The sequence below is a fragment of the Geodermatophilus sp. SYSU D00696 genome (genome assembly GCF_054050235.1).
Window position 1 is genome coordinate 107655 of record NZ_JBJGYY010000003.1, and the last position, 25029, is coordinate 132683.

A 25029-nucleotide genomic window follows, 5' to 3' on the forward strand; every position below is an offset into this window, starting at 1 on the left:
TGGCGGGCGACCGGACGGAGAGCCATGCCCACACCGCGCTTCCTGACCCTCGACGACGTCGCCGAGATCCTCAACGTCTCGTGGTCGCAGGCCTACGCGCTCGTACGCCGCCGTGAGCTGATCGCCATCCAGATCGGCGGCCGCGGCCAGTGGCGGGTGGAGACCGACGAGCTCGAGCGGTTCATCCAGCAGAAGTACGCCGAGGCCCGCGCCGGCGCCGTCCCGACCGCCGACGAGCTCGCCCCGGAGGCCCCCGCGGCACCGGCGGACACGGGGACCGGCACGCCGGCCGACACCCCGGCCACGGCCGCGCCCGCCCGCGGACGTCGCTCGCGCGGCTGACCTCAGGGGGCGCCGGGGGCCAGCGTCCGCACCACCGCCACCGCGCCCAGCACCGCCGCCCGCACCGACCGCACGGCGCCCGACCGCCGGAACTCGTCGGGTGCGTGCTCGGCCAGCTCGACGAAGTCGGCCCCCACCCGGTCGACCGTCCCGGTCAGCACCCCGCCGTCGTCGAGGACGACGGCCACCGCGCTGCGGTCGCGCGCCAGTCCGCGCAGCGCCCGGCGCAGGTCCAGCGCCGCCCGCACCGGGGAGACCGGCCCGGCCGCCGCGGTCGAGCGCACCAGCCCGGACACCGCGACGACGGCCGGCAGGGCCACCAGCACCTCACGGCCGGCGTCGTCGGTGAGCAGCGCCCAGTCCGGGCCCACCTCACCGAGCCGGCCGGCGACCTCGCCGGCGCCCCGGCAGCGCAGGGACACCCGCTCGCCCACCGCACCACCCAGCCGCTCCGCCAGCCGGACCGCGGCCGTCTCCGCCCGTGACCGGGAGGGCAGCTCGGCCCGCTCCTCGGCCGCGGAGGCCTCGTCGAACTCCGCCTGCAGGTCGGCGAACAGCTGCTGCCAGCGCATGCCCGGAGCCTAGATCCACAACGACTCTTGCGTTTGTACGCGTTTGGTTGCTTTAGTGCTGCGAACCGCGTGGAGGAGGGCACATGTCAGGGAGTCGACTCGTCGCCACGACGGCGGCGATGGCCGGGGTGGCGGCCGTCCTGCGGCTGCTCACGCCCGACCTCGCCGCGCTGACCGCGGTCGGGGTCGACCCGCAGCGGGTTGCCGACACCGCCGGCCCCGAGACCCTGCTGCTCGCCGCGGTCGCCGCCGCCGCGTGGCTGGTCTGGGCGTGGGGCGCCCTCGGCCTGGTCCTCACCGCGCTGTCGGCGCTGCCGGGCCTGGCCGGTGCGGTCGCCGGGGCCGTGCTCCGCCGCCTGCTGCCCGCCTCGGCCCGGCGCGCGGCCGCCCTGGCCCTCGGCGTCGGCCTGGTCGCAGCGCCCGCGCTCACCGGCTGCACGACGACGGTGTCCGCTCCACCGGTCGCCCCGGCGGCCGCCGTGCAGGCCGCGACCCTGCCGGACTGGCCACCGGCCTCGTCAGCACCCGCCGCCGCGTCGGGGCCGGCGCCGGCGCCCGCCGTCCCCGACTGGCCGGCGCCGGCGCCCGGCGACCACGTCGTGCTCCGCGGCGAGTGCCTGTGGTCGATCGCCGAGGCCGATCTCCGCGCCCGCACCGGCCGGGAGCCGACCGACGCCGAGGTGGCCGGCGCCGTCCACGGCTGGTGGCGGGCCAACGCCGCCGTGATCGGCGACGACCCCGACCTCCTGCTGCCCGGACAGGTCCTGCGCCCCCCGACCTGACCACGGCACCGCCTCCCACGGCCGCTCCCCCGGCCCGAGCCGACCGCCACCGACCCGACCCCGGGAGCCCCCGTGACCGCCCCTCCGCAGACCACCGCGCCGCAGACCCCGCCCGGCACCGGCCGCCCGCCCCGCCTCACCATCGTCCCCGCGCTGCACCCGCCGCTGCAGGGGCCGGCCGTCGCGCTGGTCGACCCCAGCACCCCGCCGCCCCGTCCGCCGCACCGGCCCGGCCCGCGCCCGGTCCCCGACGGCGGCCGGCGGCCGGACCTGTTCGGCCCCGCCTGGTCGGTCCGGGCGGACCTGCCCGACCCGCGCGCGGCGGGCCGGCTGCTGTTCACCACGGTGCTGGAGGCGCTGGCCGGCCGACGGCCGCTGTCGCAGGTCCAGCGGCTCACCGCGCCCGGGGTGCACGGCGCGCTGGCCACCGGACGGCGTCCGGCGTGGTGCACCGGCGGCACCGCGCCGCTGCTGCTGGGGCCGGTGCACGTCTGCGAGCCGGTCGACGGCGTGGCCGAGGTCAGCGCGGTGGCGCGCCGGTCGGGCCGGGCGCACGCGGTCGCCGCGCGGCTCGAGGGCGTCGACGGGCGCTGGCGGTGCACCGCCCTGTCGATCGGATGACGGACGACGGCGCCCCGCCGACCACGCGGGTCGACGGGGCGCCGTGAGGTGCGGGCGTCAGCGGGCGGCTGCTCCGTGGCAGACCTTGTACTTCTTGCCCGAGCCGCACGGGCAGGGCGCGTTGCGGGCGGGCTCCTTGGTGCCGGTGACCGTCGCGGTCTTGGCCGCCTTCGCCGGGCCGCTCTCCTTGGGGGAGGCGTCGAGCGAGGGTGCCGAGTAGCTCAGGTTCTCCTGCCGCCGCGGCTCGTCGAGACCCTTGACCGCCAGCTGCGGGCCGGTGCCCGACGGCGACGGCGACTCGTCGGCCGGAGCGGCCGGCGTCGTCGGCGCCGCGTGCCGGCCGCCGGTGCGTGCGCCCGGCCGGCCCGCCGGGGCACCGGTCGAGCGGCGGGCGGCGGGCTTGGCCGCCGGCTTGGACACCGACACCGGAGCGGCCGGGGCCGGCGCGGCGCCGTCCCCGTCGGCCGGAGCCGGAGTCTCGGTCGGAGCCGGGGCCTCGGCCGGAGCCGGGGCTGCAGCGGCCTGCGCGGCGGCGGCCTCCCGGGCGGCGGCCTCCTGCGCGGCTCGCTGCCGGGCGAGCACGCGGGCGGTGCCCTCCTGCGCGGCGGCCAGCGCCCGGGCCTCGGCCTCGGCCTGCTGGGCCCGCGCCTCGGCCTCCTGCTGCTCCTTGGTCTTGACCTCGAGGTTGAACAGGAAGCCGACCGACTCCTCCTTGATGCCGTCGAGCATCGCGGAGAACATGTCGTAGCCCTCGCGCTGGTACTCCACGACCGGGTCGCGGTTGGCCATCGCGCGCAGGTGGATGCCGGCCCGCAGGTAGTCCATCTCGTAGAGGTGCTCGCGCCACTTGCGGTCGAGCACGCTCAGCAGCACCCGCCGCTCGAGCTCCCGCATGACCTCCGAGCCCAGCGCCGCCTCGCGCTCCTCGTAGGCGCGGTGGACGTCGTCGAGCAGCTCGCTCTTGAGCGTCTCGGCCGTCAGCGCGGACTGCTCGCCGTCGGCGACCCGGTCGAGCAGCTCCGCCAGCTGCAGGCCCACCGGGTAGAGCGACCGCAGGCCGGTCCACAGCTGCTCGAGGTCCCAGTCCTCGGCGTAGCCGGTCTCGGTCGCGCCGTCGACGTAGGCGCCGACGACGTCGTCGAGCATGTGCTGGACCTGCTCGTGCAGGTCCTCGCCGTCGAGGACCTTGCGGCGCTCGTCGTAGATGACGGTGCGCTGCCGGTTGAGGACCTCGTCGTACTTGAGGACGTCCTTGCGGACCTCGAAGTTCTGCTGCTCGACCTGCGTCTGCGCCGAGCGGATGGCCCGGGTGACCATCTTCGACTCGATCGGCTGGTCGTCGGGGACCCGCAGCGTGGTCATCATCGACTCGAGCATCGGGCCGTTGAAGCGGCGCATCAGGTCGTCGCCGAGGGAGAGGTAGAACCGCGACTCCCCCGGGTCGCCCTGCCGGCCCGAGCGGCCGCGCAGCTGGTTGTCGATGCGGCGGCTCTCGTGCCGCTCGGTGCCCAGCACGTAGAGGCCGCCGGCCTCGGTGACCTCCTCGTGCTCGGCCTTCACCTGGTCCTTGGCGGCGGTCAGCGCCTCGTCCCAGGCGGCCTCGTACTCGTCGGGGGTCTCCGACGGCGAGAGCCCGCGGGCCCGCAGCGCCTCGTCGGCGATGAACTCGGGGTTGCCGCCGAGCTGGATGTCGGTGCCGCGGCCGGCCATGTTGGTGGCCACGGTGACCGCGCCGAGCCGGCCGGCCTGGGCGACGATCGCCGCCTCCCGCGCGTGGTTCTTCGCGTTGAGGACCTCGTGCGGGATGCCGCGGCGCAGCAGCAGCTTCGACAGGATCTCGGACTTCTCGACGCTGGCGGTACCCACGAGCACCGGCTGCCCGGCCTCGTGGCGCTCGGCGATGTCGTCGATGACCGCGTCGAACTTGGCCGACTCGGTCTTGTAGATGACGTCGGAGCGGTCCTCGCGGACCATCGGCCGGTTGGTCGGGATCGGGACGACGCCGAGCTTGTAGGTCTGGGAGAGCTCGGCCGCCTCGGTCTGGGCCGTGCCGGTCATCCCGGAGAGCTTCTCGTAGAGGCGGAAGTAGTTCTGCAGGGTGATCGTGGCGAGCGTCTGGTTCTCGTCCTTGATCTGCACCTTCTCCTTGGCCTCGATGGCCTGGTGCATGCCCTCGTTGTAGCGCCGGCCGGCCAGCACGCGGCCGGTGAACTCGTCGACGATGAGCACCTCGCCGTTGCTGACGATGTACTGCTGGTCGCGGTGGAAGAGCTCCTTGGCCTTCAGCGCGTTGTTCAGGTAGCCGATGAGCGGGGTGTTGACCGCCTCGTAGAGGTTGTCGATGCCGAGCTGGTCCTCGACGAACTCCACGCCCTCCTCGGTGACGGCGACCGTGCGCTTGGCCTCCTCCACCTCGTAGTGCACGTCGCGCTTCATCAGCGGGACGATCCGCGCGAACTCGACGTACCACTTGCCGGCCGACTCGGCGGGGCCGCTGATGATCAGCGGGGTACGGGCCTCGTCGATGAGGATCGAGTCGACCTCGTCGACGATCGCGTAGTGGTGGCCGCGCTGCACCAGGTCGGCCTTGGACCAGGCCATGTTGTCGCGCAGGTAGTCGAAGCCGAACTCGTTGTTCGTGCCGTAGGTGATGTCGCAGGCGTACTGCTCGCGGCGGTACGCCGGCTTCTCGCCGGACAGGATCGTGCCCACGCTCAGGCCGAGGAAGCGGTGTACCCGGCCCATCCACTCGGCGTCGCGCTTGGCCAGGTAGTCGTTGACCGTGACCACGTGCACGCCCTCGCCGGTGAGCGCGTTGAGGTAGGCCGGCAGCACGCCGGTCAGGGTCTTGCCCTCACCGGTGCGCATCTCGGCGATGTTGCCCAGGTGCAGCGCGGCGCCGCCCATGAGCTGCACCCGGAAGTGCCGCTGGCCCAGCGTCCGGGTGGCGGCCTCCCGGACGACGGCGAAGGCCTCCGGCAGCAGCTGGTCGAGGGTCTCGCCGTCGTCCAGACGCTGCTTGAACTCGTCGGTCTTGGCGCGCAGCTCGGCGTCGGTCAGGTCGGCCACGTCGTCGGCGAGCAGGTCGATCGCGTCGGCGATCCGCTCCAGTCGACGGACGAGCTTTCCCTCACCGGCACGGAGGATCCTCGAGAACACCACGGGTCCAGCGTAGGCGGCCCACCCGGCGTGCCGGGGACGCCGCACGTACCCTGCCGCGGCGACGGGGGTGGTCAGCGGACGACGAGCCGCCGTTCCCGCTGGTCGAGGACGACCTCGCGGGCTCCCTGCCGCAACCCGTCGAGCACCGCCCGCACCACCTCGTCACGGTCGTGCCCGGCGGGCAGCCGCGGCGGCGCCCCGGCCAGGGCCCGGTCGACCAGGCCGGTGTCGACGTGCGGGGGCCGGACGTCGAGGACCGCGATCGACCGGCCGCGCAGCTCGCGGCGCAGCACCGCGGCCCACGCCGACAGGGCCGCCTTGCTCGCCGAGTACTCCGCCATGCCCAGGGTCGGCGCGTCGGCCACGATCGCCGAGAGCAGGACCAGCGCCCCACCCTCGGCCAGGTGCGGCAGCGCGGCCCGCACCAGGCTCATCGGCGCCAGCGTGTTGACCGCGAACAACTCCTCGGCGACCGCGTCGTCGGCGTCGGCGGCGGGACCGAAGGCCACCACGCCCCACGCGACGACGACGGCGTCGAGGCCACCGAGGGCGTCGGCGGCGTGCCCGACGGCGGCCCGGACGGCGTCGACGTCGACGTCGACGTCGACCGCGTCCGCGGCGAGTGCGGGCGCCCCGCCGAGCTCCGCGGCCAGCGCCTGCAACCGCCCGTCGTCGCGGCCGGTCAGCGCCACCCGGGCACCGGCCCCCGCCAGGGCCCGCGCCAGCTCCCCGCCGAGCACGCCCGTCGCGCCGGCCACCAGCACCCGCGCCCCCGTCAGCTCCACGCGCGGGCCGGTGCCCGCCGCGACGGCGACCTAACCTCTCCCCGTGGCCCACGACCCGCACGATCTCGCGCCGGAACTGCTGGCCTTCCTGACCGAGCGGCACCTGGCCACGCTCACCACGCTGCGCGCCGACGGCAGCCCGCACGTCGTGCCGGTCGGCGTCACCTTCGACCCCGGCACCGCCACCGCGCGGGTGATCACCTCCGGCGGGTCGGCCAAGGCCCGGCACGTGCGCGCCGGACAGGCGCGGGTGGCCGTCTGCCAGGTCGACGGCCGCCGGTGGCTGACCCTCGAGGGCACGGCGGTGGTGCGCGACGACCCCGCGTCGGTGGCCGACGCCGAGGCGCGCTACGCCCGGCGCTACCGCGCACCCCGGGAGAACCCCGCGCGGGTGGTCCTCGAGATCTCGGTCGACCGCGTGCTGGGCAACGCCTGAGGATGGGCCGGTGGACCTGACCGGCGTCGACCTGACCACCGAGGTGGTGCGCACCGAGCGCCTCCTGCTGCGGCCGATGCGGGAGGACGACGTGGACCCGGTGTTCCGGGCCTGCCAGGACGCCGAGACCCGGCGCTGGCTGACCGCGCTGCCCTCCCCCTACACCCGCGACTCGGCCGCCGACTTCGTGCTGCGCACCGCGCCCGCCGGCCGGGCCGCCGGGACCGACCTCGGCTGCGCGATCGAGGCCGACGGCGCGTTCGTCGGGGCGTGCGGGATGCACCACCTGACCGGCGGCCGCCTGGGCCCGGAGATCGGCTACTGGATCGCCCCGTGGGCGCGCCGGCGGGGCTACGCGGCCGAGGCGGCCGCGGGGCTGGCCGTCTGGGCGCTGTCCCGCGGGGCGGCGCGGGTGCACCTGTTCACCGACGTGGCCAACGAGCCGTCGCAGGCCGTGGCGCGGCGGGCGGGGTTCGCGGAGGAGGGCGTCGTCCGGCGGTGCCTGGACTACGCCGACGGCACCCGCGGCGACGCCGTCCTGTTCGGCCGGGTGGCCGAGGGGTGAGGGCGGGGGCCCGGCGGACGCGCCGGGCCCCCGCCGGTGTCAGCGCGGGACGGCCGCCGGCTCGGTGGCGGCGGGCGTGGCGGCGGCGGACGGAGACGCGGCGGTGCCGGCCTGCCCGACGGGCGGGTCGACCAGCCGGATGAGGCCGTAGTCGAAGGCGTGCCGCCGGTAGACGACCGTCGGCCGGCCGGTGTCGGCGCAGTGGAACAGGAAGAAGTCGTGCCCCACGAGCTCCATCTCGAGCAGGGCCTGGTCGACGGTCATCGGGACGGCGGGGTGGTGCTTCTCGCGGACGATCCGTCCCGGCAGGTGCTCCTCGGCGTCGGTCTCGGGCGGTTCGGCGTCGACCTGTGATCCGGGGAGCTGTGCGAGGTCGGGGATGCCCACCGCCGGTGTCTGCAGCGGTGCGGCCTCGGGCGCGCTGGTGACGCGGACACTGGGCGGCGTCCGGCGGCCGTGGTGCACGCGCCGGCGGTCGTTGGCCCGGCGCAGCCGGTTGTCGAGCTTGGCGCAGCTCAGGTCGAGCGCGGCGTAGAAGTCCGGCGCACTGGCCTCGGCGCGGACCACCGGTCCCTTGCCACGGAGGGTGATCTCCACCCGCTGGCAGTTGGCGGACTGGCGAGGGTTCTTCTCGTGGAACAACTCGACGTCGATGCGGGACAGCTTGCCGTCGAACCTCTCGAGCTGGCCGACCTTGTCCTCCACGTGCTGCCGATAGTGCTCGGGCACCTCGACGTTGCGGCCACGGACCACGATCTCCATCAGACCTCCCGGTCATGGGGTGTGACCGATGCCACGCTAGTCCCTGTCCGAGGGGCCGGACAGTCGATCGAGACGACCGCCGGACGGGCTCCGGACGGCGTGCGGGGACCCCGCCGGTGCCGGAACGGGAACGGCTCCGGGGTCCGGACGCGGGGTCGCGGCGACCACGGCGGCGAGCACCGGCGCGGCGCCGTCCGGACGGGTCGCGGCCAGGGTCGCGGCCGCCTGGGTGAGGGTCGCACCGCTGGTCACGACGTCGTCGACGACCACCAGCAGCGACGCCGGCGGCACCGCGCCCGCCCGGGCGGTGAACGTCCCGGCCAGGTTGGCCCGCCGCTGGGCGACGTCCAGCCCGGCCGAGTCGCGCACCCGGCCGGTGCGCGCGAGCAACCGCGCCGGTCGCGCGTCGACGCCGGCCGCCCGCAGCTCCGCGACCGCGGCGACGGCGAGCTCGCGGACGTGGTCGCGGCCGCGTGCCCGCAGCGCCGCCCGGGTCGGCGGGACCGGCACGAGCAGCACCGGCCGGCCGGGGAGCAGCGCGGCGTGCACCCCGACGGCCAGCGCCAGCGCGGCGCCGAGCGGGCCGGCCAGCTCCGCCCGGCCACGCTCCTTGAAGGCGACCACCGCCGGGCGCACCGGCCCGGCGTAGGCGCCGGCGGCCACCGTCGGCGGCATGCCCCACGGCACCCGCCGCGGCGCGGCCTCCCGCGGCCGGGTCAGCAGACCCGCGCAGCGCCCGCAGAACACCGGCCCGGGGACGCCGCAGCCGGCACAGGTGCGCGGCAGCACGAGGTCGGCGAGGGCCGCCGCGAGGGCACGCACCGCCGCATCCTGCGGCGTCCGGGGAGCCCGCGGGCCGTCCCCGCCCGACCTGTGGACGCGGCCTAGACCGGGTAGAACGGCTCGGTGCCCGGCACCGGCTGCTGACCGCGGACGAGGGTCACCCAGGTGCCGCCCGACAGCTCCCACATCGAGCCGCCGGCGCTCACCAGCGGCCGCTGCCCGGGAGCGGCGGCCAGGGCGGTGGGCTGGCTGGGCAGGCCTGCGGTGGGCTCCTCGTCCAGGCCCCACCCGTCGACGCCGACGACGTAGGGCACCACGCCGTCCTCCCCGCCGTCGGCGGCGAGCACCAACAGGCTGCCGGAGGTCCGCCAGGCGACGTCGGTGACCGCGTTGAGCGAGGGGGCGATCTCGCGCAGGTCGCGCAGCGCGACCGGCCCGTCCTCGGAGCGCACGACGGTGCCGACGAGCAGCGCCGAGCCGTCCCCCCGGCTGACGACGACGGCGGCGCGCACCCCGTCGGGCGAGAGCTCCAGCGCCGTCGCCCGGCCCTGCCCGGACAACGTCGGGGCGTTGACCGGCTGCGGCGAGCCGCCCGCGGGCACCCGCACCACGGTGGTCTCGTCGCGGATCACCCAGAACTCCGGGCGGGTCGCGGCCACCGTCGGCGCCGACAGCCGGCTCGCCGGCAGCACCGGCGCGAGGTCCTGGCCGTACCGCCCGGCCAGCAGGGTCGCCGTCGCTCCGTCCACCGAGACGCCGACCATGTCGGTCAGCGCGCTGGTCCGCGGGTCGGCCCACACCGCGGCCGCGGACAGGGCGTACTGGCCCGTGCCGGCCGGCCCGGCCACCGGCTGGCCGTCGACTGTCATCAGCCGGCCGGCGTCGAGGTAGTGGCCGACGGCGTCGGCGGGGACGGACTCGGGGCTGAAGGCGGCCCAGTCGTCGGTGCGCTGGACGGCCGGGAGACCGTCGAGGGGCAGCGGGTCGCCACCGGCGGTGATCTCGACCGAGCTGATCCCGTCGAGCTGGTCGAGGGTCCAGACCAGCTGGGCGCACAGCTGGGACACCTGCGCCGGTGCCACGTCGCCGAGCCCGGCGAGGTCGACGGTGGCGGTGGCCCCGCTGACGGTCACCGCCCGGGTGAGGGTGACGCCGGTGAGGGGGTTGTCGACGCCGGCGGCCAGCGTCGGCGACGGACCGTCGATCAGCCGCTGGACCAGGGTGGTCGGCTGCGCCTCGCCGCCGAGCAGGTAGCGCGGGTCGGGCACCATCCGCTGCCCCGTCCGGTCGACGAAGTAGGCGGCGAGGTCGTCGTAGAGCCGCTCGAAGTCGGGCACGAGCATGACCAGCCCGTCGGGCGGGTTGCTGATCCGCCACTGGCCGCCGACCTCGGCGAGGGTGAACTCGTGGGTGAACACCTCGCCCGCGGCGGCCGCGGTGAACACCCCGCGGGGGTCGATGGCGCCGACGAGGTCGCCGGTCATGACGACGGTGCCGGCGTCGGTGGTGACGGTGGCGTAGTCGGCGCCGACCAGGGTGATGCCCGACTCGTCGGACCAGGCGGCCGCGGCGTCGGGGGTCAGGTGGTCGCGGGCGACCGGGTGCCGCTGCAGGTTGCTGGCCGCGGCGTCGACGAACCCGCGGACGATCTCCTCCCGGGGCGCGTCCGGGGCCGGGCCGAGCGGCTCGATGCCCACCTCGCCGGCCGGCCGGGCCGGTGCCTCGGTGATCTGCACCGGCGCCGAGGCGCTGGGCACGGTCGAGCAGGCGGTGAGCAGCCCGAGCACGAGGGCGGCCACGGCGGCCGGGCGCCGCCTCACCGGGGCACCGCGGGTCGGCGCACGATCGTCGGCCGCAGCGGCAGCGGCGAGCTGGTCAGGTCCGCGCCGGCGCTGAGCGGGACGGTGAGCCGGAACTGGGCGCCGAGCCCGGGCTGGCCCCACACCTGCAGCCAGCCGCCGTGCAGCCGGGCGTCCTCCAGGCTGATCGACAGGCCCAGGCCGCTGCCGCCGACGGTGCGCACGCGGGAGGGGTCGGCCCGCCAGAACCGGTCGAACACGTGCTGGGCGTCCGCCGAGGACAGGCCCACGCCGTGGTCGCGGACGGTCACCGCGGCCGCCGTCCGGTTGGCCGCCAGCGTCACCTCGACCGGCCGGCCGGTGCCGTGCTCGATGGCGTTGCCCACGAGGTTGCGCAGCACCCGCTCGACGCGGCGGGCGTCGACCTCGGCGATCACCGGGTCCGGCGGGCAGGTCACCTGCAGGTCGCAGCCGTGCCGCTCCGCGAGCGCCGACATGCCGTCGGTCACCCGCCCGACGAGCACGCCGAGGTCGGTGGGCGCCCAGTCCAGGACGGCGGCGCCGGCGTCGTAGCGGCTGATCTCCAGGAGGTCCGACAGCAGCCGCTCGAACCGGTCGAGCTCCTCGTGCAGCAGCTCCGCCGAGCGGGCCACGTGCGGCGGGAAGTCGCCGCGCGACTCGTGCAGGACCTCGGCGGCCATCTGCACCGTCGTCAGCGGGGTGCGCAGCTCGTGGCTGACGTCGGAGGTGAACCGCTGCTGCAGCTGGGAGAGCGCCTCGAGCTGGGTGATCTGGCGCTGCAGGCTGTCGGCCATGGCGTTGAAGCTGGTGGCCAGCCGGGCCAGGTCGTCCTCGCCGCGGACGGTCATCCGTTCCTCGAGCTGCCCCTCGGCCAGCCGCTGGGCGATGCCGGCGGCGCGGCGCACCGGGTCGACCACCAGCCGGGTGACCAGCACGCCGATGCCGGCGACGAACAGGGTGAGCGCGATGCCGCTGATCGCCACGGTGCTGCGGATCAGCGAGAGCGTCTCCTCCTCCTGGTCGAGGGGGAAGGCGTAGTAGAGCTCGATCTGCCCCGCCGACGAGGCGCCGCCGGGGACCGGCGACCCCACCAGCAGCGTCGGCCGGGGCTCGCCGGAGTCGTTGGGGACCGGCCAGTACTGGTAGGACTGCCCGCCGCCGCGGACGTCGGCGCGCAGCCCGTCGGGCAGCGCCGGGTAGACGCCCTGCCGGCTGACCGCCGGCGGCCGCTCGGTGTCGCCGGTCCGGTACACCATGACGACGTCGAAGTCGCCGGCCGACCCGCCCCGGGTGAGCAGCTGCTGCACCGTGCGGTCCAGCGCGGTGCGCACGCTGGCCGCGTCGCCGGCGGCGATGCCGACCACCTCGGTCTGTGCGTAGAAGACGCCCGACTGCACCTGGTCGACCGCGGCCTGCTGCTTGACGGTGAGCAGCTGCGTGCGGATCTGGCTGAACAGCACCAGGCTGACGATGACGACGACCGTGCCGGCCACCACCATCGTGATCGCGCCGATGCGGACGTGCAGCGACGACCGCCAGGCCGACAGCGCGGCGGCCAGCAGCGCACGCCCCGCGCGGCGGGCCCGGCCGGCCCGCCGGCGCACCCCGCGGCGCAGCGTGGGCAGGTCGCGGGGCAGCCGCCGCGCCGGCGCGGCCGGCGGGGCGGGCACCGCGGCGTCGCCCTCGGGGGGAGCGGCCCGCTCGGTCGTGCTCACGGCCGCATCACGGCGGGCCGGCCTTGTAGCCCACCCCGCGCACCGTCAGCACGATCTCGGGCTTCTCGGGGTCGCGCTCGATCTTCGCGCGCAGCCGCTGCACGTGGACGTTGACCAGCCGGGTGTCGGCGGCGTGCCGGTAGCCCCACACCTGCTCGAGCAGCAGCTCGCGGGTGAACACCTGGCGCGGCTTGCGGGCCAGGGCCACCAGCAGGTCGAACTCCAGCGGGGTGAGCGCGATCGGCTGGCCGTCCCGGGTCACCTGGTGCGCGGGGACGTCGATCTGCACGTCCCCGATGGCCAGCGTCTCGGCCTGCCCGGTCTCGCCGCGGCGCAGCTGGGCGCGCACGCGGGCGACGAGCTCCACCGGCTTGAACGGCTTGGTGACGTAGTCGTCCGCGCCGGCCTCGAGGCCCTGGACGACGTCGATGGTGTCGCCCTTGGCGGTGAGCATGACGATCGGGACGGTGGACTGGGCCCGGATGTCCTGGGCGATCTGCAGGCCGTTGCGGCCGGGCAGCATCAGGTCGAGCAGGACGATGTCGGGCCGGGTCTGCTGGAACACCGACAGCGCACGGTTGCCGTCGGAGACGAAGGCGGGGTCGTAGCCCTCGCGCCGCAGCACGATGCCGAGCATCTCGGCGAGAGCGGCGTCGTCGTCGACGACCAGGACGCGGCCGCGACTGGGCCCGGTGTTCGCTGCGGTCGGAGGCACGCGACCATTCTGCGACGTCACGGCCGGATCACGGTGGCGCCGGACCGACACGACCGGTCCGGCGCCACCATCCGCCCCGGGTGTCACCGGGGTCTGGCCGGGATCAGGTGACCTGATCATCGAGCGTCCTCCCTCACGTCCCACCGTGCGGGAGGACGCCCCACGGTGAGGGAGGACGCCCGACGGGCCCGCGTCGAGCAGGGGCGCAGGGTCCGCTCAGTAGCGGTAGTGGTCGCTCTTGTAGGGCCCCTCGACCGGGACGCCGATGTAGTCGGCCTGCACCTTGGTGAGCTCGGTGAGCTTCACGCCGAGGGCGTCGAGGTGCAGCCGCGCCACGTGCTCGTCGAGCTTCTTGGGCAGCACGGTGACCGAGGGCTCCCTGCCCTCGTAGGCCGCGCGGTTGCCCCACAGCTCGATCTGGGCGAGCACCTGGTTGGAGAACGAGGCGCTCATGACGAAGCTGGGGTGCCCGGTGGCGTTGCCCAGGTTCAGCAACCGGCCCTCAGAGAGCACGATGACGGTGTGGCCGTCGGGGAACCGCCACTCGTCGACCTGCGGCTTGATCGTGGTCCGCTCGATGCCCGGCGTGCGGGCCAGGCCGGCGATGTCGATCTCGTTGTCGAAGTGGCCGATGTTGCCGATGATCGCCTGGTGCTTGGTCCGCCCGAGCTGCTCGGCGGTGATGATGTCGCGGTTGCCGGTGGCGGTGATGACGATGTCGGCCCTGCCGATGACCTCGTCGAGCGTGGTCACCTCGAAGCCGTGCATCGCCGCCTGCAGGGCGTTGATCGGGTCGATCTCGGTGACGATCACGCGGGCGCCCTGGCCGCGCAGGGACTCCGCGCAGCCCTTGCCGACGTCGCCGTAGCCGCAGACCACGGCCACCTTGCCGCCGATCATCACGTCGGTGGCCCGGTTGAGGCCGTCGATGAGGGAGTGCCGGCAGCCGTAGAGGTTGTCGAACTTGCTCTTGGTGACCGAGTCGTTGACGTTGATCGCCGGGAACAGCAGCCGGCCCTCGCGGGCCAGCTCGTAGAGGCGCATGACGCCGGTGGTGGTCTCCTCGGTGACGCCGCGGATGCCCTGGCCGATGCGGGTCCAGTACTGCCCGTCCTGCGCCAGCGTGCCGCGCAGCGCCTCGAGGATGACGCCGTACTCCTCGGAGTCGGCCTCGGTGGTGTCCGGGACGGCGCCGTCGGTCTCGAACCGGGTGCCCAGGTGCACCAGCAGGGTGGCGTCGCCGCCGTCGTCGAGCAGCATGTTCGGGCCGACGACGTCGCCGCCCCCGTTCCGGAACTCGAACAGGCGCTGGGTGCACCACCAGTACTCCTCCAGCGTCTCGCCCTTCCAGGCGAACACGGGCACGCCCGCGGGCTGCTCGGCGGTGCCCTCCCCGACCACGATCGCGGCGGCGGCGTGGTCCTGGGTGGAGAAGATGTTGCAGGAGACCCAGCGCACGTCGGCGCCGAGCGCGACCAGGGTCTCGATGAGGACGGCGGTCTGCACGGTCATGTGCAGCGAGCCGGCGATCCGGGCGCCGGCCAGCGGCTGCGCGTCGCCGTACTCGGCGCGCAGCGCCATGAGACCGGGCATCTCGTGCTCGGCGAGCTGGATCTCCTTGCGGCCGAAGGGGGCCAGGGAGAGGTCGGCGACCTTGAAGTCGGTCTCGCCGTCGGGGGTGGTCAGGGCGCGGGTGCCGGTGGTGGCGGTCATGTCGCTCCAGGGTCGACGCCCCCGCCGCGGCGGGGACTCGGGGTCGCTGAGGTGAGCGAGCATGCCGAGGCTTCGGCGGGGCTCGTGCCGTCGACCAGCATAACGCCGGCCTTGGAGCGGCTCAGGACTCGCAGCCGACGCCGTCGCCGTCGCCGTCCAGGTCGGGGTTCCAGCCGGGGTCGCCCGCGCGGATCGGCGCGGCACCCGCGGCGCGGACGGCCGCGCAGTCGGGGTACGGCCCGGGGTCGGGGGCCGGCGGGGTCTGCTGGGCCGGCAGCGGGGTGCTGCCGGGCAGCGGCTCGTCGGGGCAGCCCCGGAGCACGGTGGCCACCGCGTCGCGTTCGGCGGCGGTCATCCACAGCCCGTAGGCACGCTTGACCGCGACCTGGCGGGCGACGTACGCACAGCGGTAGCCGCGGGCCGGCGGCAGCCACGTGGCCGCGTCGGAGTCACCCTTGGCCCGGTTGAGCGGCCCGTCGACGGCGAGCAGGTTGAGCGGGTCGTTGGCGAACTCTGTGCGGCGGGCGTCGTCCCACTGCTGCGCGCCCTTCTGCCAGGCGTCCGACAGCGCGACGACGTGGTCGATCTGCACCGCCTCGCTGGTGCCCTCGCCGCGGCGGAACTCGATGGTGGCGCCGGAGTAGGGGTCCTGGAGTGTCCCGGAGACGACGACGCAGTCGCTGCCCGGTCGGAACACCTCGCCGGTGAGGTCGCGGGCGAGCACGTCGTTGCGGGTGTCGCAGCCGTTGCGGTCGGTGTCGGCCCAGGCGTCACCGAACTCGTCGCGGTCATAGCCGGTGCGTGGCGCCCGGCCGCGGAGCTCGATCTGCTCGAGCTCGGCCAGGGCGGTGCCGGCGGACGGGACGGGCGCCGCGGGTGCCTCGACGGCGTCGCAGCCGGACGCGAGCACGGTTGCGACGCCGAGCGCCAGGACCGCCCGCCAGGAGGACCGGGTGAGCACGACCGACGCTACGTCCGCCACCCCGGCGGTCCCGGCGGCGACACGCCCCCGTGGGTTCCTCCCGGTTCAGCGCAGGTTCGTCGTCGCCCGGTAGAGCACCGCCGGGCCGCGCGCGGTGACCGGGGCACCGGCGGGCACGAACGCCGACTGCCCGCGCTCGAGGGCCACCTCGCCGTCGGCCCCGGTCAGGACCGCACGGCCCTCGGTGCACAGCAGGACCTGGGGACCGCGGGTGCTCAGCGACCCGGTGAGGTCGTCGAGCTGGCAGCGGGTGAGGTCGAAGTCGTCGACCGGAACGGGGTAGCGCAGGCCTCCGGGCCCGAGCACCGGGTGCAGGACCGGGACCTTGCCGTCGGAGAAGTCCAGGACCTCGATGAGCGCGGCCAGGTCGACGTGCTTGTCGGTCAGCCCGCCACGCAGCACGTTGTCGGAGCTGGCCATGACCTCGACGCCGGCTCCGGAGAGGTAGGCGTGGAGGTTCCCGGCGGGCAGGAAGACCGCCTCCCCGGGGGCCAGCTTGAGGTGGTTGCACATCAGCGAGATCACCACACCGGGGTCGCCCGGGTAGGTCTCGGCCAGGGTCGCGGCCCAGCGGTAGGTGTTGATGAACTCGGGGTCGTGGGCGGCGACGTACTCCCCCGCCTTCTCGGCCACGACCTCGACCAGGTGCGAGCGCCGCATCCCCGACAGCGCCAGCAGCTGCGGGATGGCGGCCTGGAGGCCGCCACGGGCGAGGGCGGCGATCGTCGGCTTGAGCTCGGGCAGCTGCAGCTTGGCCAGGCAGTGCAGCGACTCCTCGACCGGCCGGAAGCCGCAGAGCGCCTCGAAGGTGGTCAGCGCGAGCAGCAGCTCCGGCTTGTGCCACGGGTCCTTGAACGTCCGTGTCGGGTCGTCCTTCGGGACTCCCGCTGCCTCCTCGGCGGCGTAGCCGACGCGCGCCTGCGCCATGGTGGGGTGCGCCTGCAGTGACAGGGGGGCGTCGGCAGCCAGCACCTTCATCAAGAAGGGCAGGCGGGCACCGAAGCGCTCGTACACCTCCGCGCTGAGCATCTCGCCGGGCCGGTCCGCGATCGCCGCGTCCAGCGGGGCCCCGGTGGACAGGACGCTGGGCTCGTCCGGATGGCCGCCCATCCACAACTCGGCGTAGGGCCGGTCGGCCGGGACCGGCTCACCGAGCAGTCCGGGGATGACGGTCCGGGAGCCCCAGGGATAGTGCCGGACGGCGTTGGTCATCTGCCACATCGCCCCGGAGGCTACCGGCGCGGCAGGAGGCGACCGGGCAGATTGTCATCCTGAGAGGCACCCGGGGCGCACGTGACGGACGGGTTCCCGGCGGCCGGGGCGGGCCTCCCCGGGTCAGTGCGTCGTCGTCCCGCTCGCGGCGGGGTCCTTGCGCCGGTGCAGGGTGAGGCTGAGGACGAGCACGATCAGCGCACCGACGACGAGTCCGATGACCGCGCTGGCCCCGGTGTTGACCAGCCACCCGACGACGCCGCCGACTGCCCCGGTGGCCTCGTGCGCCGCCTCCTCCCAGTGGTGGACGACGTCGTACACCGCGTGCAGCCCGAGCTCCTCGCTGCCGACGAGCAGGATGTGGCCGCCGACCCACAGCATCGCGACGGTCCCGATCACCGTCAGCGCGCTGAGCAGCTTCGGCATCCCCTTGACCAGGCCGCGGCCGAGCCCGGCCACGCCCTTCTTCCCCGACTGCGACAGCCGCAGCCCGGCGTCGTCCATCTTCACGATCAGCGCGACGACGCCGTAGACGACGACGGTGATGAGCAGCCCGACGACGGCGAGGATGACCGCCCGCGACCAGAACCCCTCGGCGGCCACCTCGTTGAGCGCGATGACCATGATCTCCGCCGACAGGATGAAGTCGGTGCGCACGGCGCCGCGGACGACGGTGTCCTCGTCGGGCATCGCCTCCTCCGCCGAGCCGTGGTCGTCGTGGCCGCCCTTGAGCCGGTGCCAGATCTTCTCGGCGCCCTCGTAGCAGAGGTAGGCACCGCCGATCATGAGGATCGGGGTGAGCAGCCAGGGCAGGAACTGGCTGAGCAGCAGGATCGCCGGGAGGATGATCAGCAGCTTGTTGCGCAGCGACCCGAGGGCGATGCGCCGGATGATCGGCACCTCCCGCTCGGCGGCGATCCCGCGCACGTACTGCGGCGTGACGGCGGTGTCGTCGACGACGACGCCGGCGGCCTTCACGCTGGCCCGCCCGGCCGCGGCCCCCACGTCGTCGATGGAGGCGGCGGCGGTGCGGGCGAGCAGCGCCACGTCGTCGAAGAGGGCTACGAGTCCACCGGCCACGGGAGGTCCTTCCAGTCGGTCAGCACTCGTGTGCTGTCACGGTCGTGGGGGTCCGTCCGGCCGCAGCGCCGGCGCACCCCCGGGTGCCGGTACCCACCGGAACGCGATCGAACGCCGCGGGACCGGGAACGCGCGGTTCACCGGCGCAGGGCCCGCTCCTGGTCCAGCGCCAGGGCGAGGTAGACGGCGCTGAAGTCGGCGACCGCGAGCTGCCGCGCCAGGCGGGGCAGCCGGCCGTGGCGGTCGGGCTCACCGTGCTCGGCCAGGCCGCTGACCGGGACGTTGCCGCTCGCGGCGGTGCGCAGGACCTCGGCCATCGCCTCCTGTGCCGACCGCGGCTCCCGCTCCCCGGCGCCGTCGTGGAGCGCGGCGTCGGTGTCGCGGACGGTGAGCAGCCGCAGCCGCCGGCCGGTGTCCTCGGCGCGGTCGCGGAAGAAGTCGTCGGGGTCACCGGCGGCCAGCGGACCCCCGAGGACGGCGCAGGCGGCCACCCGCTGGTCGGGCAGCCGGAACCCGGTGCTGGGCAGGCCCGCGAGCGTGGCGAGCTGGTCGGCGAAGCGCTCGGCGACGGTGCCGGCCAGCGGTCCCTCGGCGGCGATGACCGGGAAGGCGTCGAGCAGCTCGAGGGCGAGGGTCTTGGCCGGGTTGACGAAGGACTCCCGCGCCGGCCCGCACTCGACGGCGATCTCGTCGAGCGCGGCGGCGATCGCCTGGGGATCGGCCACCTCGTCCCGGACCAGCCCGAGCTCGCCGGCCAGCCGGAGCAGCGGCGTCAGCAGCGACCACAGCGTGGTGTGCCGGACCCGCGAGCGCGGCAGCGGCACGTAGGGCATCCGCGCCGTGGAGCAGGCCGCCCGCAGCGGGGCGTCCTCGGCGCCGATGCCGAGCAGGCTCACGCCCCGGCGGGCGGCCTCGTACGCCGGCGTCACCGCGTACCGGCCGGCGCCGGTGCGGGTGGCGACGACGGCGATGTCGGTGGGCCCGGTCCACACCGGCAGGTCGGGGCCCGGGACGACGTCGACGGTGACCGGGCTCGAGGGTCCCAGCAGGGCGCGCAGGACCGACGCGGCGACGGCGCCCTCGCGGCGGGCGACGATGACCAGCCCGCGCGGGCGCCCGCCGCCGGTCACCCGCTCCAGCTCCGCCTCGTCGACCAGCCGGGAGGTCTCACGGACCTGCGCGCCGGCGCCGGCGACGGCGGGCAGCAGGCCGCGCGGGTCGCGGGCGCGCAGCACGTCGAGGTCGTCGAGGACCTCCTCGGCCAGCTCCGGCGAGGTCACGGCGCCGCCGTCCCGCCGTCCCGGCGCCGTGCCTCGTCGAGCAGCAGCACCGGGATGCCGTCGCGCACCGGGTAGGCGCGCTCGCAGGTCACGCAGACCAGCTCGCCGGCCGCCTCGTCGACGGTGAGCGGGCTGTGGTGGGTGTCGGGGCAGGCGAGGATCCCCAGCAGCACCGGGTCCAGGCCGAGCGGGCCTCCAGCGGTCATGCGCGCACCATCTCCAGCACTCGGTCCCGCAGCTGTTCCATCCGCGCCCTGTCGGGCGCCTCGACGTTGAGCCGCAGCAGCGGCTCGGTGTTGCTCGCCCGCAGGTTGAACCAGGAGCCGTCGGGGAGGTCGATCGTCAGCCCGTCGAGCTCGTCGACGGTCGCGCCCTCCCCCTCGAACGCCTCCCGGACGGCGGCGGTGCGCCCGGCGGCGTCGCCGACGGTGGAGTTGATCTCGCCCGACGCGGCGTAGCGGCTGTAGGCGGCGGTGAGTTCGGACAGCGGCCGGCTCTGCTCGCCGAGCGCGGCGAGCACGTGCATGGCGGCGAGCATGCCGGTGTCGGCGCGCCAGAAGTCGCGGAAGTAGTAGTGCGCGGAGTGCTCGCCCCCGAACACGGCGTCGGTGCGGGCCATCTCGGCCTTGATGAACGAGTGCCCGACGCGGGTGCGCACCGGCTGCCCGCCGTGCTCGCGGACGATCTCGGGCACCGCGCGCGAGGTGATCAGGTTGTGGATGACCGTCGTGCCGCGGCCCTTGGCCAGCTCCCGGACGGCGACCAGCGCGGTGACCGCCGAGGGGCTCACCGGCTCGCCGCGCTCGTCGACGACGAACACCCGGTCGGCGTCGCCGTCGAAGGCCAGGCCGATGTCGGCGCCCTCCCGGCGGACGGCCTCCTGCAGGTCGACCAGGTTGGCGGGGTCCAGCGGGTTGGCCTCGTGGTTGGGGAAGGTGCCGTCGAGCTCGAAGTACAGCGGCACGACGTCGAGCGGCAGCCCGTCGAGGACCACCGGGACGGTGTGCCCGCCCATGCCGTTGCCGGCGTCGACGACGACCCGCAGCGGCCGGATGGTCGAGAGGTCGACCAGCGAGCGCAGGTGCGCGGCGTACTCGTGCAGCACGTCGCGGGAGGTGACCTCGCCGGCCCGGTCGGGGGTGCGCTCGTAGTCGTCGCGCTCGGCCCACTCGCGGATGGTGACCAGCCCCGACTCCTGCCCGATCGGGGCGGCCCCGGCCCGGCAGAGCTTGATGCCGTTGTACTGCGCGGGGTTGTGGCTGGCGGTGAACATCGCGCCCGGGACGTCGAGGGACCCGGCGGCGAAGTACAGCAGGTCGGTGGAGCCCAGGCCCGCCTCGACGACGTCGACGCCGCGGGAGAGGACACCGGCGGCGAAGGCCCGGGACAGCGGCACCGACGAGGGGCGCATGTCGTGGGCGGTGACGACGGTGGTCGCGCCGCTCTCGCGCACCACGAACTCCGCGAACGCGGCGCCGATGCGCCGCGCGACGTCCTCGTCCCACTCGTCGGGGACCACGCCCCGGACGTCGTACGCCTTGATGATCGACGACAGACCCGCCACTGCCCACCCTCGCCTGGACTGGCCGGGCGCTGGTCCCCCGGTCCGGCCGACCTTATCGACGCGGGCGGGGACGGGCTCCCCGGAGGTCCGGCTAGTCCAGGTCGGGCAGGACCCGCAGGTGGCCGCGGCGGGTGCCGCGGCCGTCGTCGGCCGGGGCGCGCGGGGGCTCGGGCCGGGCCGCCTCCCGGACGGCGTCGGCCAGCGCGAGCAGGTCGTCGCCGGTCGGGCCGGAGTCCTCGACGTCGATCTCGTGCCGGACGACCTCCCAGCCCCGCGGCACGGTCAGCCGCTCGGCGTGGAACTCGCAGAGGTCGTAGCTGTGCGGTTCCGAGAACGTGGCCAACGGGCCCACGACGGCGGTCGACTCCGCGTAGACGTAGGTCAGCGTCGCCGCCGCCGGTTGCGCGCAGCCGCTGCGCGAGCAGCGACGAGACTGCCTCACCACCGGTTCCTCACGCGAGGCACAGTAGCCGCGCGCGGGGGTCGCGGCGAGCAGGCGCACCGCCCGCTGCACCTCCTCTCCCATCCAACCCGACGTCCCCGTGCGCCCCGGCAGGGGGCGGCTCGCGGGCGGGGTCGGCGGGTCGCCGCGGACCCCGCGTCGCCCGCGGGCGCTGCCCGCGTCCTCCGGTCGGCCGTACGCTCGCCCCGCCATGAGCCGACCCGCGAAGCGTCCCTCCTCCGGTCCTGCCCGCTCCCGTCGCGACCGGCACGGCCGGGGCCTGCGGGGACGCCTGGTGCCCGAGGAGGTGCCGCTGTCGCGCAGCCGCGCCGAGCAGTTCGACGACCTCGTCCTGGACGCGGTCGAGGACATCGAGCGGCGCTGGGAGCGCGAGCTGGCCGGTGTCGAGTTCGCCGTCGAGGACGTGCCCTGGGTCGACCACACCAGCCCCGACGAGGTGGTCCTCGACCCCGACGTCCTGGACGACGCGACGGTGCCGCTGGCGCGCGTGCTGCCCGCCCACCGCGAGGACGGCCGCGACGTGCCCGCGCGGATCGTCGTCTACCGGCGCCCGCTGGAGATCCGGGCGCACGACCGCGACGACCTCGCCGACCTCGTCCGCGACGTCGTTGTCGACCAGGTGGCGGTGCTGCTCGGCCGCGACCCGGAGGAGATCGACCCCACAGGCTGACGGAAGGACCTCCTCGCCCCCACGCCTCGCCCCGCTCGCCGCGGGCCCCCCGCGAGGGGGCCGTTCCATCACCTCTCGACCGGGCTGCCGAGCTCCTCGGCCATGCGGCGCGCCTCGTCGAGGCGGGCGCGGGCGAAGGCGACGTCCAGCCCGTCGCCGCGGTCGGCCCGGGTCAGCCGGGCCACCAGCTGCTCCAAGGCCACGGCGTGCCAGAGCAGGCCGACGTCGGGCTCCTCCCAGCCGGCGGTGCGCGAGAGCACGACCTCGCCGACCTGTGCCCGGTCCTGCGCGTCGGGCGTGGTGGCCCACAGGGTCAGCAGGTCGCGGTGGCGCGGCGCGGCGCGCACGCCGGACCACTCGAGGACGACCAGCCGCTCCTCGCCCTCGGGGGCGTCGCCGTCGAGGACGAGGTTGGCGGCGCGGTAGTCGCCGTGGCCGACCTCCGACAGCGGCAGCTGTGCGGCGGCGGCCCGGACCGCGCGCAGTTCGCCCAGGCGCAGCCCGCCACGCAGCAGCCGGCCGGTGTCGCCCACGGAGGCCCGCGCCCGGCGCAGCGCGGGACCCGACGGCGGCGACCAGGGCTGCCCCGGCGGTACCGGCAGCGGCGCGATCCGCACCGCGGTCTCGACCGCGGCCGCCGTCCACCGCGGCCCGCCGGAGGGGCCGGGGTGGACCCGGCGCGACAGCAGCCAGCGGCCGTCGTCGGCGGCGGCGAGCACCTCGGGGACGCCGACCTGCCGCTCCTCGGCCCAGCGCCGTCCGCGCAGTTCCGCGCGCAGCCGGCGTCGGCCGCTCTCGGTGACGGCGAGGTCGAGGACCCGGTCGGCCAGCACGCCCTGCACCACGCCGAGGCGGGCGCTGAGGTCGGCGACGGCCAGGACGGGCTGGGCGACGCCGAGCTCGGCGAGCAGCGAGGTCACGCGGTCGCGGATCCCGGACGACGTCGTCCCGCTCTCGGCCACCGGGGGATCGTGCCAGGGCTCGCGGCGTGCCGCACGCAGATGGCCGGGCCGGTGCCCTGCGATGCTGCAGGGGATGGACTCCCCCGCGCCGCTCGCCGCCTGGGTGGTGCTCGGCGGGGCGCTGCCGGCCCTCACCGCCGTGGCGGTGCTGCTGGTCCGCACCCGGCCGCGGGGCGCCGCCCCGCCGGACCCCTCACCTCCCGCCGAGGCGGCGGCCGTCACCCGACGGTGGGCGCACGACGACCTCCCCGGGTTCCTCGAGGCGCCGCCGGGGACGCCGCCCCGTCCCGCTCCCGCGCGGCCGGAGCCGCCTTCGGCCGCGCCGGCCGGCGAGGGTGCCGCCGTCCGCACGGTCGCCGCGCTCACCGCGGCGGCGCTGGCACTGGTCGCCGTCCTGGCCGCGCTCGCCCTGGGCTCCGGCCGCGGCGAGGCGCCCGCGGCTGCTCCTCCCCCGCCGGCCGCTCCCCCGTCCCCGCCGCCCGCCACGCCGACGACCCGCCCGCCCGACCTGCCCCCGGTGCCCGCCGACCCGTTGCCCGGGGAGCAGGGCGCCGGGTGGCTCGCCGCCCGGTCGGTCCCCCTCGGCGACGACGGGGTGAGCGCCCGGCTGGCCCTCGGCGGCCTGGTGCTCGAGCGGCGCGCGGTCGGGGTGACCGCCACCTACCCGGCGGTGAGCGTGACCGTCGGCGAGGACGGCACGGCGCTGGCGCACCTGCGGTTGCCCACCTGGAACTGCCTGGGCACCACCGCGCCGCGCGACCCGGAGGCGGCCGGCTGCACGTCCACCGGCGCCGAGTACGCCGACCTGCCCACCCCGGCGCTGGCCGTGACCCGCGACGGCGACGCCCTGCGGCTGGCCGGGCGGTTCCCCACCTACACGCGGCCGGCCGGGACACCCCCGGTCTACACCGGCCGGGTCTACGACCTCAGCGTCACGGTGGCCCCGGCCGCGCGGCTGCGCGACGGTGAGGCGCGCGCCCAGGGGACGCTGTTCCTCGGCACCGAGCGGGCGGAGTCACTCCGCGATCCCCTGCTCAGCCGGATCCGCGTCGCGGGCTGACCGGCAGCAGCCGCAGCGCGCGGTCGGCCACCGCGCGCACCACGCGGCCGCGGCCGCCCACCGAGACGCCGACCAGCGGGGCGCCGGTCTCCTCGCGCAGGCCCCCGGGTTCGGCGAGCCCCCACCAGGGCAGCCGGTCCGCGCCGGCCGGGCCGCCGCCCCCGGGGGAGTCGCCGTCGAGCAGGGTGAGCAGGCCCCCGCGCAGCCGGCCGCCGTCGGTCACCGTGGCGACCTCGAGGCGGCCGACGGCGGCGTGCAGGCGGGCCGCGGCGCGCACCAGGTCGCGGGCCCGGGGGTCGCGCTCGCCGGCGAGCAGCGCCGGCAGGGCGGCGTCGAGCGCGCGGGCGTCCCGGCTGCGCTCGACCCGGGCGCCGGTGGCGGCGGCGAGGGCGTCGAGGTCGTCGACCAGCCGCCGGCTGCGGGTGGTGGCCACGACCGCGTCGGGCCGCAGCCGGGCCAGCGCGCGCACGGTCGGGTCGCCCAGCGGCAGCCCAGCCAGTCGCAGCCGCCAGGGCCGGCGGAACGAGGTCAGCAGGCCGAGGACGCCGGCGGCCAGCAGCGCGGCGGCGTCGTCGTCCCGGGCGGGCAGCCGGGCGGCGGGCCGGCCGCCGGGGACGGGCAGGCCGTCGCCGAGCAGCGTGGCGGTGACCACCGGGCCGGCGGAGGCGAGGGCGAGCAGGGCCAGCGCGTCGGGCCGGGCCGACCGGTGGGGCCCGACCACCACCGCGGCGGGCAGCAGCCGCGGCCGCCGGTGGGCGGCCTGCACCGCCAGCACCGTGGTCAGCCAGGGCGCCGACGCGGTCAGCGGGGACCGGACGCTGCGCGCGAGCGGCACCGCGGCACGGACCTCGCGGGCCACCCGCGCCCGGCCCAGCACGACGCGGGTCTCCCGTCCCGCCGTGGGGCCGGGACCGGGGCGCACCCCTCCATCCGACCACGCGGCCTCCGGCACCCCCGGCCCGGGGACGCCGCAGCCCCCGACG

25 protein-coding genes are annotated in these 25029 nt (G+C 76.1%); 7 read left to right on the forward strand and 18 right to left on the reverse strand.

Annotation, left to right across the window (positions count from 1 at the left end; translation table 11 throughout):
- The first annotated feature begins 24 nt into the window (after positions 1–24).
- Positions 25–342, forward strand: coding sequence for a helix-turn-helix domain-containing protein (locus tag ACI79O_RS03595; RefSeq protein ID WP_456887832.1), 318 nt, complete (start codon positions 25–27; stop codon positions 340–342).
- 2 nt (positions 343–344) lie between these two features.
- On the opposite strand, the gene ACI79O_RS03600 is transcribed toward ACI79O_RS03595, so the two are convergent.
- Complete coding sequence (locus ACI79O_RS03600; protein ID WP_456913388.1) at positions 345–914, reverse strand: hypothetical protein; 570 nt, start codon at positions 912–914, stop codon at positions 345–347.
- An 83-nt stretch (positions 915–997) separates the two neighbouring features.
- Between ACI79O_RS03600 and ACI79O_RS03605 the strand changes: the two genes are divergently transcribed.
- Positions 998–1696: a hypothetical protein gene (locus tag ACI79O_RS03605; RefSeq protein WP_456887828.1), complete on the forward strand. Its 699-nt coding sequence runs from the start codon at positions 998–1000 to the stop codon at positions 1694–1696.
- A 72-nt stretch (positions 1697–1768) separates the two neighbouring features.
- Positions 1769–2317, forward strand: a complete 549-nt coding sequence (locus ACI79O_RS03610; protein ID WP_456913389.1) for an Rv3235 family protein — start codon at positions 1769–1771, stop codon at positions 2315–2317.
- A gap of 57 nt (positions 2318–2374) precedes the next feature.
- Here the strand turns inward: ACI79O_RS03610 and secA are convergent, their stop codons facing one another.
- Together secA and ACI79O_RS03620 are read right to left on the reverse strand one after the other, a co-directional pair.
- Positions 2375–5479, reverse strand: a complete 3105-nt coding sequence (gene secA / locus ACI79O_RS03615; protein WP_456913390.1) for a preprotein translocase subunit SecA — start codon at positions 5477–5479, stop codon at positions 2375–2377.
- Between the two features lie 71 nt (positions 5480–5550).
- Entirely contained in the window at positions 5551–6264 is a 714-nt protein-coding gene (locus ACI79O_RS03620; protein WP_456913391.1) for an SDR family NAD(P)-dependent oxidoreductase, read from the reverse strand.
- A gap of 43 nt (positions 6265–6307) precedes the next feature.
- On the opposite strand from ACI79O_RS03620, the gene ACI79O_RS03625 reads away from it, so the two are divergent.
- Complete coding sequence (locus ACI79O_RS03625; protein ID WP_456913392.1) at positions 6308–6700, forward strand: pyridoxamine 5'-phosphate oxidase family protein; 393 nt, start codon at positions 6308–6310, stop codon at positions 6698–6700.
- Positions 6701–6710: 10 nt separating this feature from the next.
- Positions 6711–7265, forward strand: coding sequence for a GNAT family N-acetyltransferase (locus tag ACI79O_RS03630; protein WP_456887819.1), 555 nt, complete (start codon positions 6711–6713; stop codon positions 7263–7265).
- 39 nt (positions 7266–7304) lie between these two features.
- Here ACI79O_RS03630 and hpf read toward each other — a convergent pair whose 3' ends face one another.
- The 13 genes from hpf to ACI79O_RS03695 form a co-directional block, all read right to left on the reverse strand.
- A complete protein-coding gene (gene hpf / locus ACI79O_RS03635; protein WP_456913393.1) occupies positions 7305–8027 on the reverse strand; it encodes a ribosome hibernation-promoting factor, HPF/YfiA family in 723 nt (240 codons plus the stop codon).
- Between the two features lie 36 nt (positions 8028–8063).
- Positions 8064–8849 carry a ComF family protein gene (locus tag ACI79O_RS03640; RefSeq protein ID WP_456887816.1) on the reverse strand — a complete coding sequence of 262 codons (786 nt, stop codon included), beginning with the start codon at positions 8847–8849 and terminating at the stop codon, positions 8064–8066.
- 62 nt (positions 8850–8911) lie between these two features.
- On the reverse strand, positions 8912–10630 hold the full coding sequence (locus tag ACI79O_RS03645) for an LpqB family beta-propeller domain-containing protein (protein ID WP_456913394.1): 1719 nt from the start codon (positions 10628–10630) through the stop codon (positions 8912–8914).
- Positions 10627–12345 carry an MtrAB system histidine kinase MtrB gene (mtrB, locus tag ACI79O_RS03650; protein ID WP_456887813.1) on the reverse strand — a complete coding sequence of 573 codons (1719 nt, stop codon included), beginning with the start codon at positions 12343–12345 and terminating at the stop codon, positions 10627–10629. Before mtrB ends, ACI79O_RS03645 begins: the two co-directional genes overlap by 4 nt.
- A 7-nt stretch (positions 12346–12352) precedes the next feature.
- Entirely contained in the window at positions 12353–13060 is a 708-nt protein-coding gene (gene mtrA, locus ACI79O_RS03655; RefSeq protein ID WP_456874391.1) for an MtrAB system response regulator MtrA, read from the reverse strand.
- A 216-nt stretch (positions 13061–13276) separates the two neighbouring features.
- Complete coding sequence (gene ahcY, locus ACI79O_RS03660; RefSeq protein WP_456913395.1) at positions 13277–14773, reverse strand: adenosylhomocysteinase; 1497 nt, start codon at positions 14771–14773, stop codon at positions 13277–13279.
- A 121-nt stretch (positions 14774–14894) separates the two neighbouring features.
- Positions 14895–15734: an HNH endonuclease family protein gene (locus ACI79O_RS03665; protein ID WP_456887810.1), complete on the reverse strand. Its 840-nt coding sequence runs from the start codon at positions 15732–15734 to the stop codon at positions 14895–14897.
- 66 nt (positions 15735–15800) lie between these two features.
- Positions 15801–16976, reverse strand: coding sequence for a mannose-6-phosphate isomerase, class I (manA, locus tag ACI79O_RS03670; RefSeq protein ID WP_456913396.1), 1176 nt, complete (start codon positions 16974–16976; stop codon positions 15801–15803).
- A gap of 114 nt (positions 16977–17090) precedes the next feature.
- Positions 17091–18047, reverse strand: coding sequence for a DUF808 domain-containing protein (locus ACI79O_RS03675; protein ID WP_456887807.1), 957 nt, complete (start codon positions 18045–18047; stop codon positions 17091–17093).
- Positions 18048–18184: 137 nt separating this feature from the next.
- Positions 18185–19327 carry an SIS domain-containing protein gene (locus ACI79O_RS03680; RefSeq protein WP_456874386.1) on the reverse strand — a complete coding sequence of 381 codons (1143 nt, stop codon included), beginning with the start codon at positions 19325–19327 and terminating at the stop codon, positions 18185–18187.
- Positions 19324–19533 carry a Trm112 family protein gene (locus tag ACI79O_RS03685; RefSeq protein ID WP_456874385.1) on the reverse strand — a complete coding sequence of 70 codons (210 nt, stop codon included), beginning with the start codon at positions 19531–19533 and terminating at the stop codon, positions 19324–19326. The genes ACI79O_RS03680 and ACI79O_RS03685 overlap by 4 nt, the downstream gene beginning before the upstream one ends.
- A complete protein-coding gene (locus ACI79O_RS03690) occupies positions 19530–20891 on the reverse strand; it encodes a phosphomannomutase/phosphoglucomutase (protein ID WP_456913397.1) in 1362 nt (453 codons plus the stop codon). The genes ACI79O_RS03685 and ACI79O_RS03690 overlap by 4 nt, the downstream gene beginning before the upstream one ends.
- Positions 20892–20982: 91 nt before the next feature.
- Positions 20983–21333 (reverse strand): DUF3499 domain-containing protein, encoded by a 351-nt coding sequence (locus ACI79O_RS03695; protein ID WP_089402638.1) that lies wholly within the window; start codon positions 21331–21333, stop codon positions 20983–20985.
- 211 nt (positions 21334–21544) lie between these two features.
- On the opposite strand from ACI79O_RS03695, the gene ACI79O_RS03700 reads away from it, so the two are divergent.
- Positions 21545–22024: a metallopeptidase family protein gene (locus ACI79O_RS03700; protein ID WP_456875293.1), complete on the forward strand. Its 480-nt coding sequence runs from the start codon at positions 21545–21547 to the stop codon at positions 22022–22024.
- A 68-nt stretch (positions 22025–22092) separates the two neighbouring features.
- Here the strand turns inward: ACI79O_RS03700 and ACI79O_RS03705 are convergent, their stop codons facing one another.
- A complete protein-coding gene (locus ACI79O_RS03705) occupies positions 22093–22986 on the reverse strand; it encodes a hypothetical protein (protein ID WP_456875292.1) in 894 nt (297 codons plus the stop codon).
- Positions 22987–23059: 73 nt separating this feature from the next.
- On the opposite strand from ACI79O_RS03705, the gene ACI79O_RS03710 reads away from it, so the two are divergent.
- Positions 23060–24046, forward strand: coding sequence for a hypothetical protein (locus tag ACI79O_RS03710; RefSeq protein WP_456913398.1), 987 nt, complete (start codon positions 23060–23062; stop codon positions 24044–24046).
- On the opposite strand, the gene ACI79O_RS03715 is transcribed toward ACI79O_RS03710, so the two are convergent.
- Positions 24021–24968 (reverse strand): hypothetical protein, encoded by a 948-nt coding sequence (locus ACI79O_RS03715; RefSeq protein WP_456887803.1) that lies wholly within the window; start codon positions 24966–24968, stop codon positions 24021–24023. The genes ACI79O_RS03710 and ACI79O_RS03715 overlap by 26 nt on opposite strands.
- Between the last annotated feature and the right edge of the window lie 61 nt (positions 24969–25029).

Bases quoted from the DNA above. Each gene is read 5' to 3' on its own strand.
- ACI79O_RS03595 (WP_456887832.1), top strand. From the start codon at position 25: ATGCCCACACCGCGCTTCCTGACCCTCGACGACGTCGCCGAGATCCTC.
- ACI79O_RS03600 (WP_456913388.1), bottom strand. From the start codon at position 914: ATGCGCTGGCAGCAGCTGTTCGCCGACCTGCAGGCGGAGTTCGACGAG.
- ACI79O_RS03605 (WP_456887828.1), top strand. From the start codon at position 998: ATGTCAGGGAGTCGACTCGTCGCCACGACGGCGGCGATGGCCGGGGTG.
- hpf (WP_456913393.1), bottom strand. From the start codon at position 8,027: ATGGAGATCGTGGTCCGTGGCCGCAACGTCGAGGTGCCCGAGCACTAT.
- ahcY (WP_456913395.1), bottom strand. From the start codon at position 14,773: ATGACCGCCACCACCGGCACCCGCGCCCTGACCACCCCCGACGGCGAG.
- manA (WP_456913396.1), bottom strand. From the start codon at position 16,976: ATGTGGCAGATGACCAACGCCGTCCGGCACTATCCCTGGGGCTCCCGG.
- ACI79O_RS03685 (WP_456874385.1), bottom strand. From the start codon at position 19,533: ATGACCGCTGGAGGCCCGCTCGGCCTGGACCCGGTGCTGCTGGGGATC.
- ACI79O_RS03700 (WP_456875293.1), top strand. From the start codon at position 21,545: ATGAGCCGACCCGCGAAGCGTCCCTCCTCCGGTCCTGCCCGCTCCCGT.
- ACI79O_RS03710 (WP_456913398.1), top strand. From the start codon at position 23,060: ATGGACTCCCCCGCGCCGCTCGCCGCCTGGGTGGTGCTCGGCGGGGCG.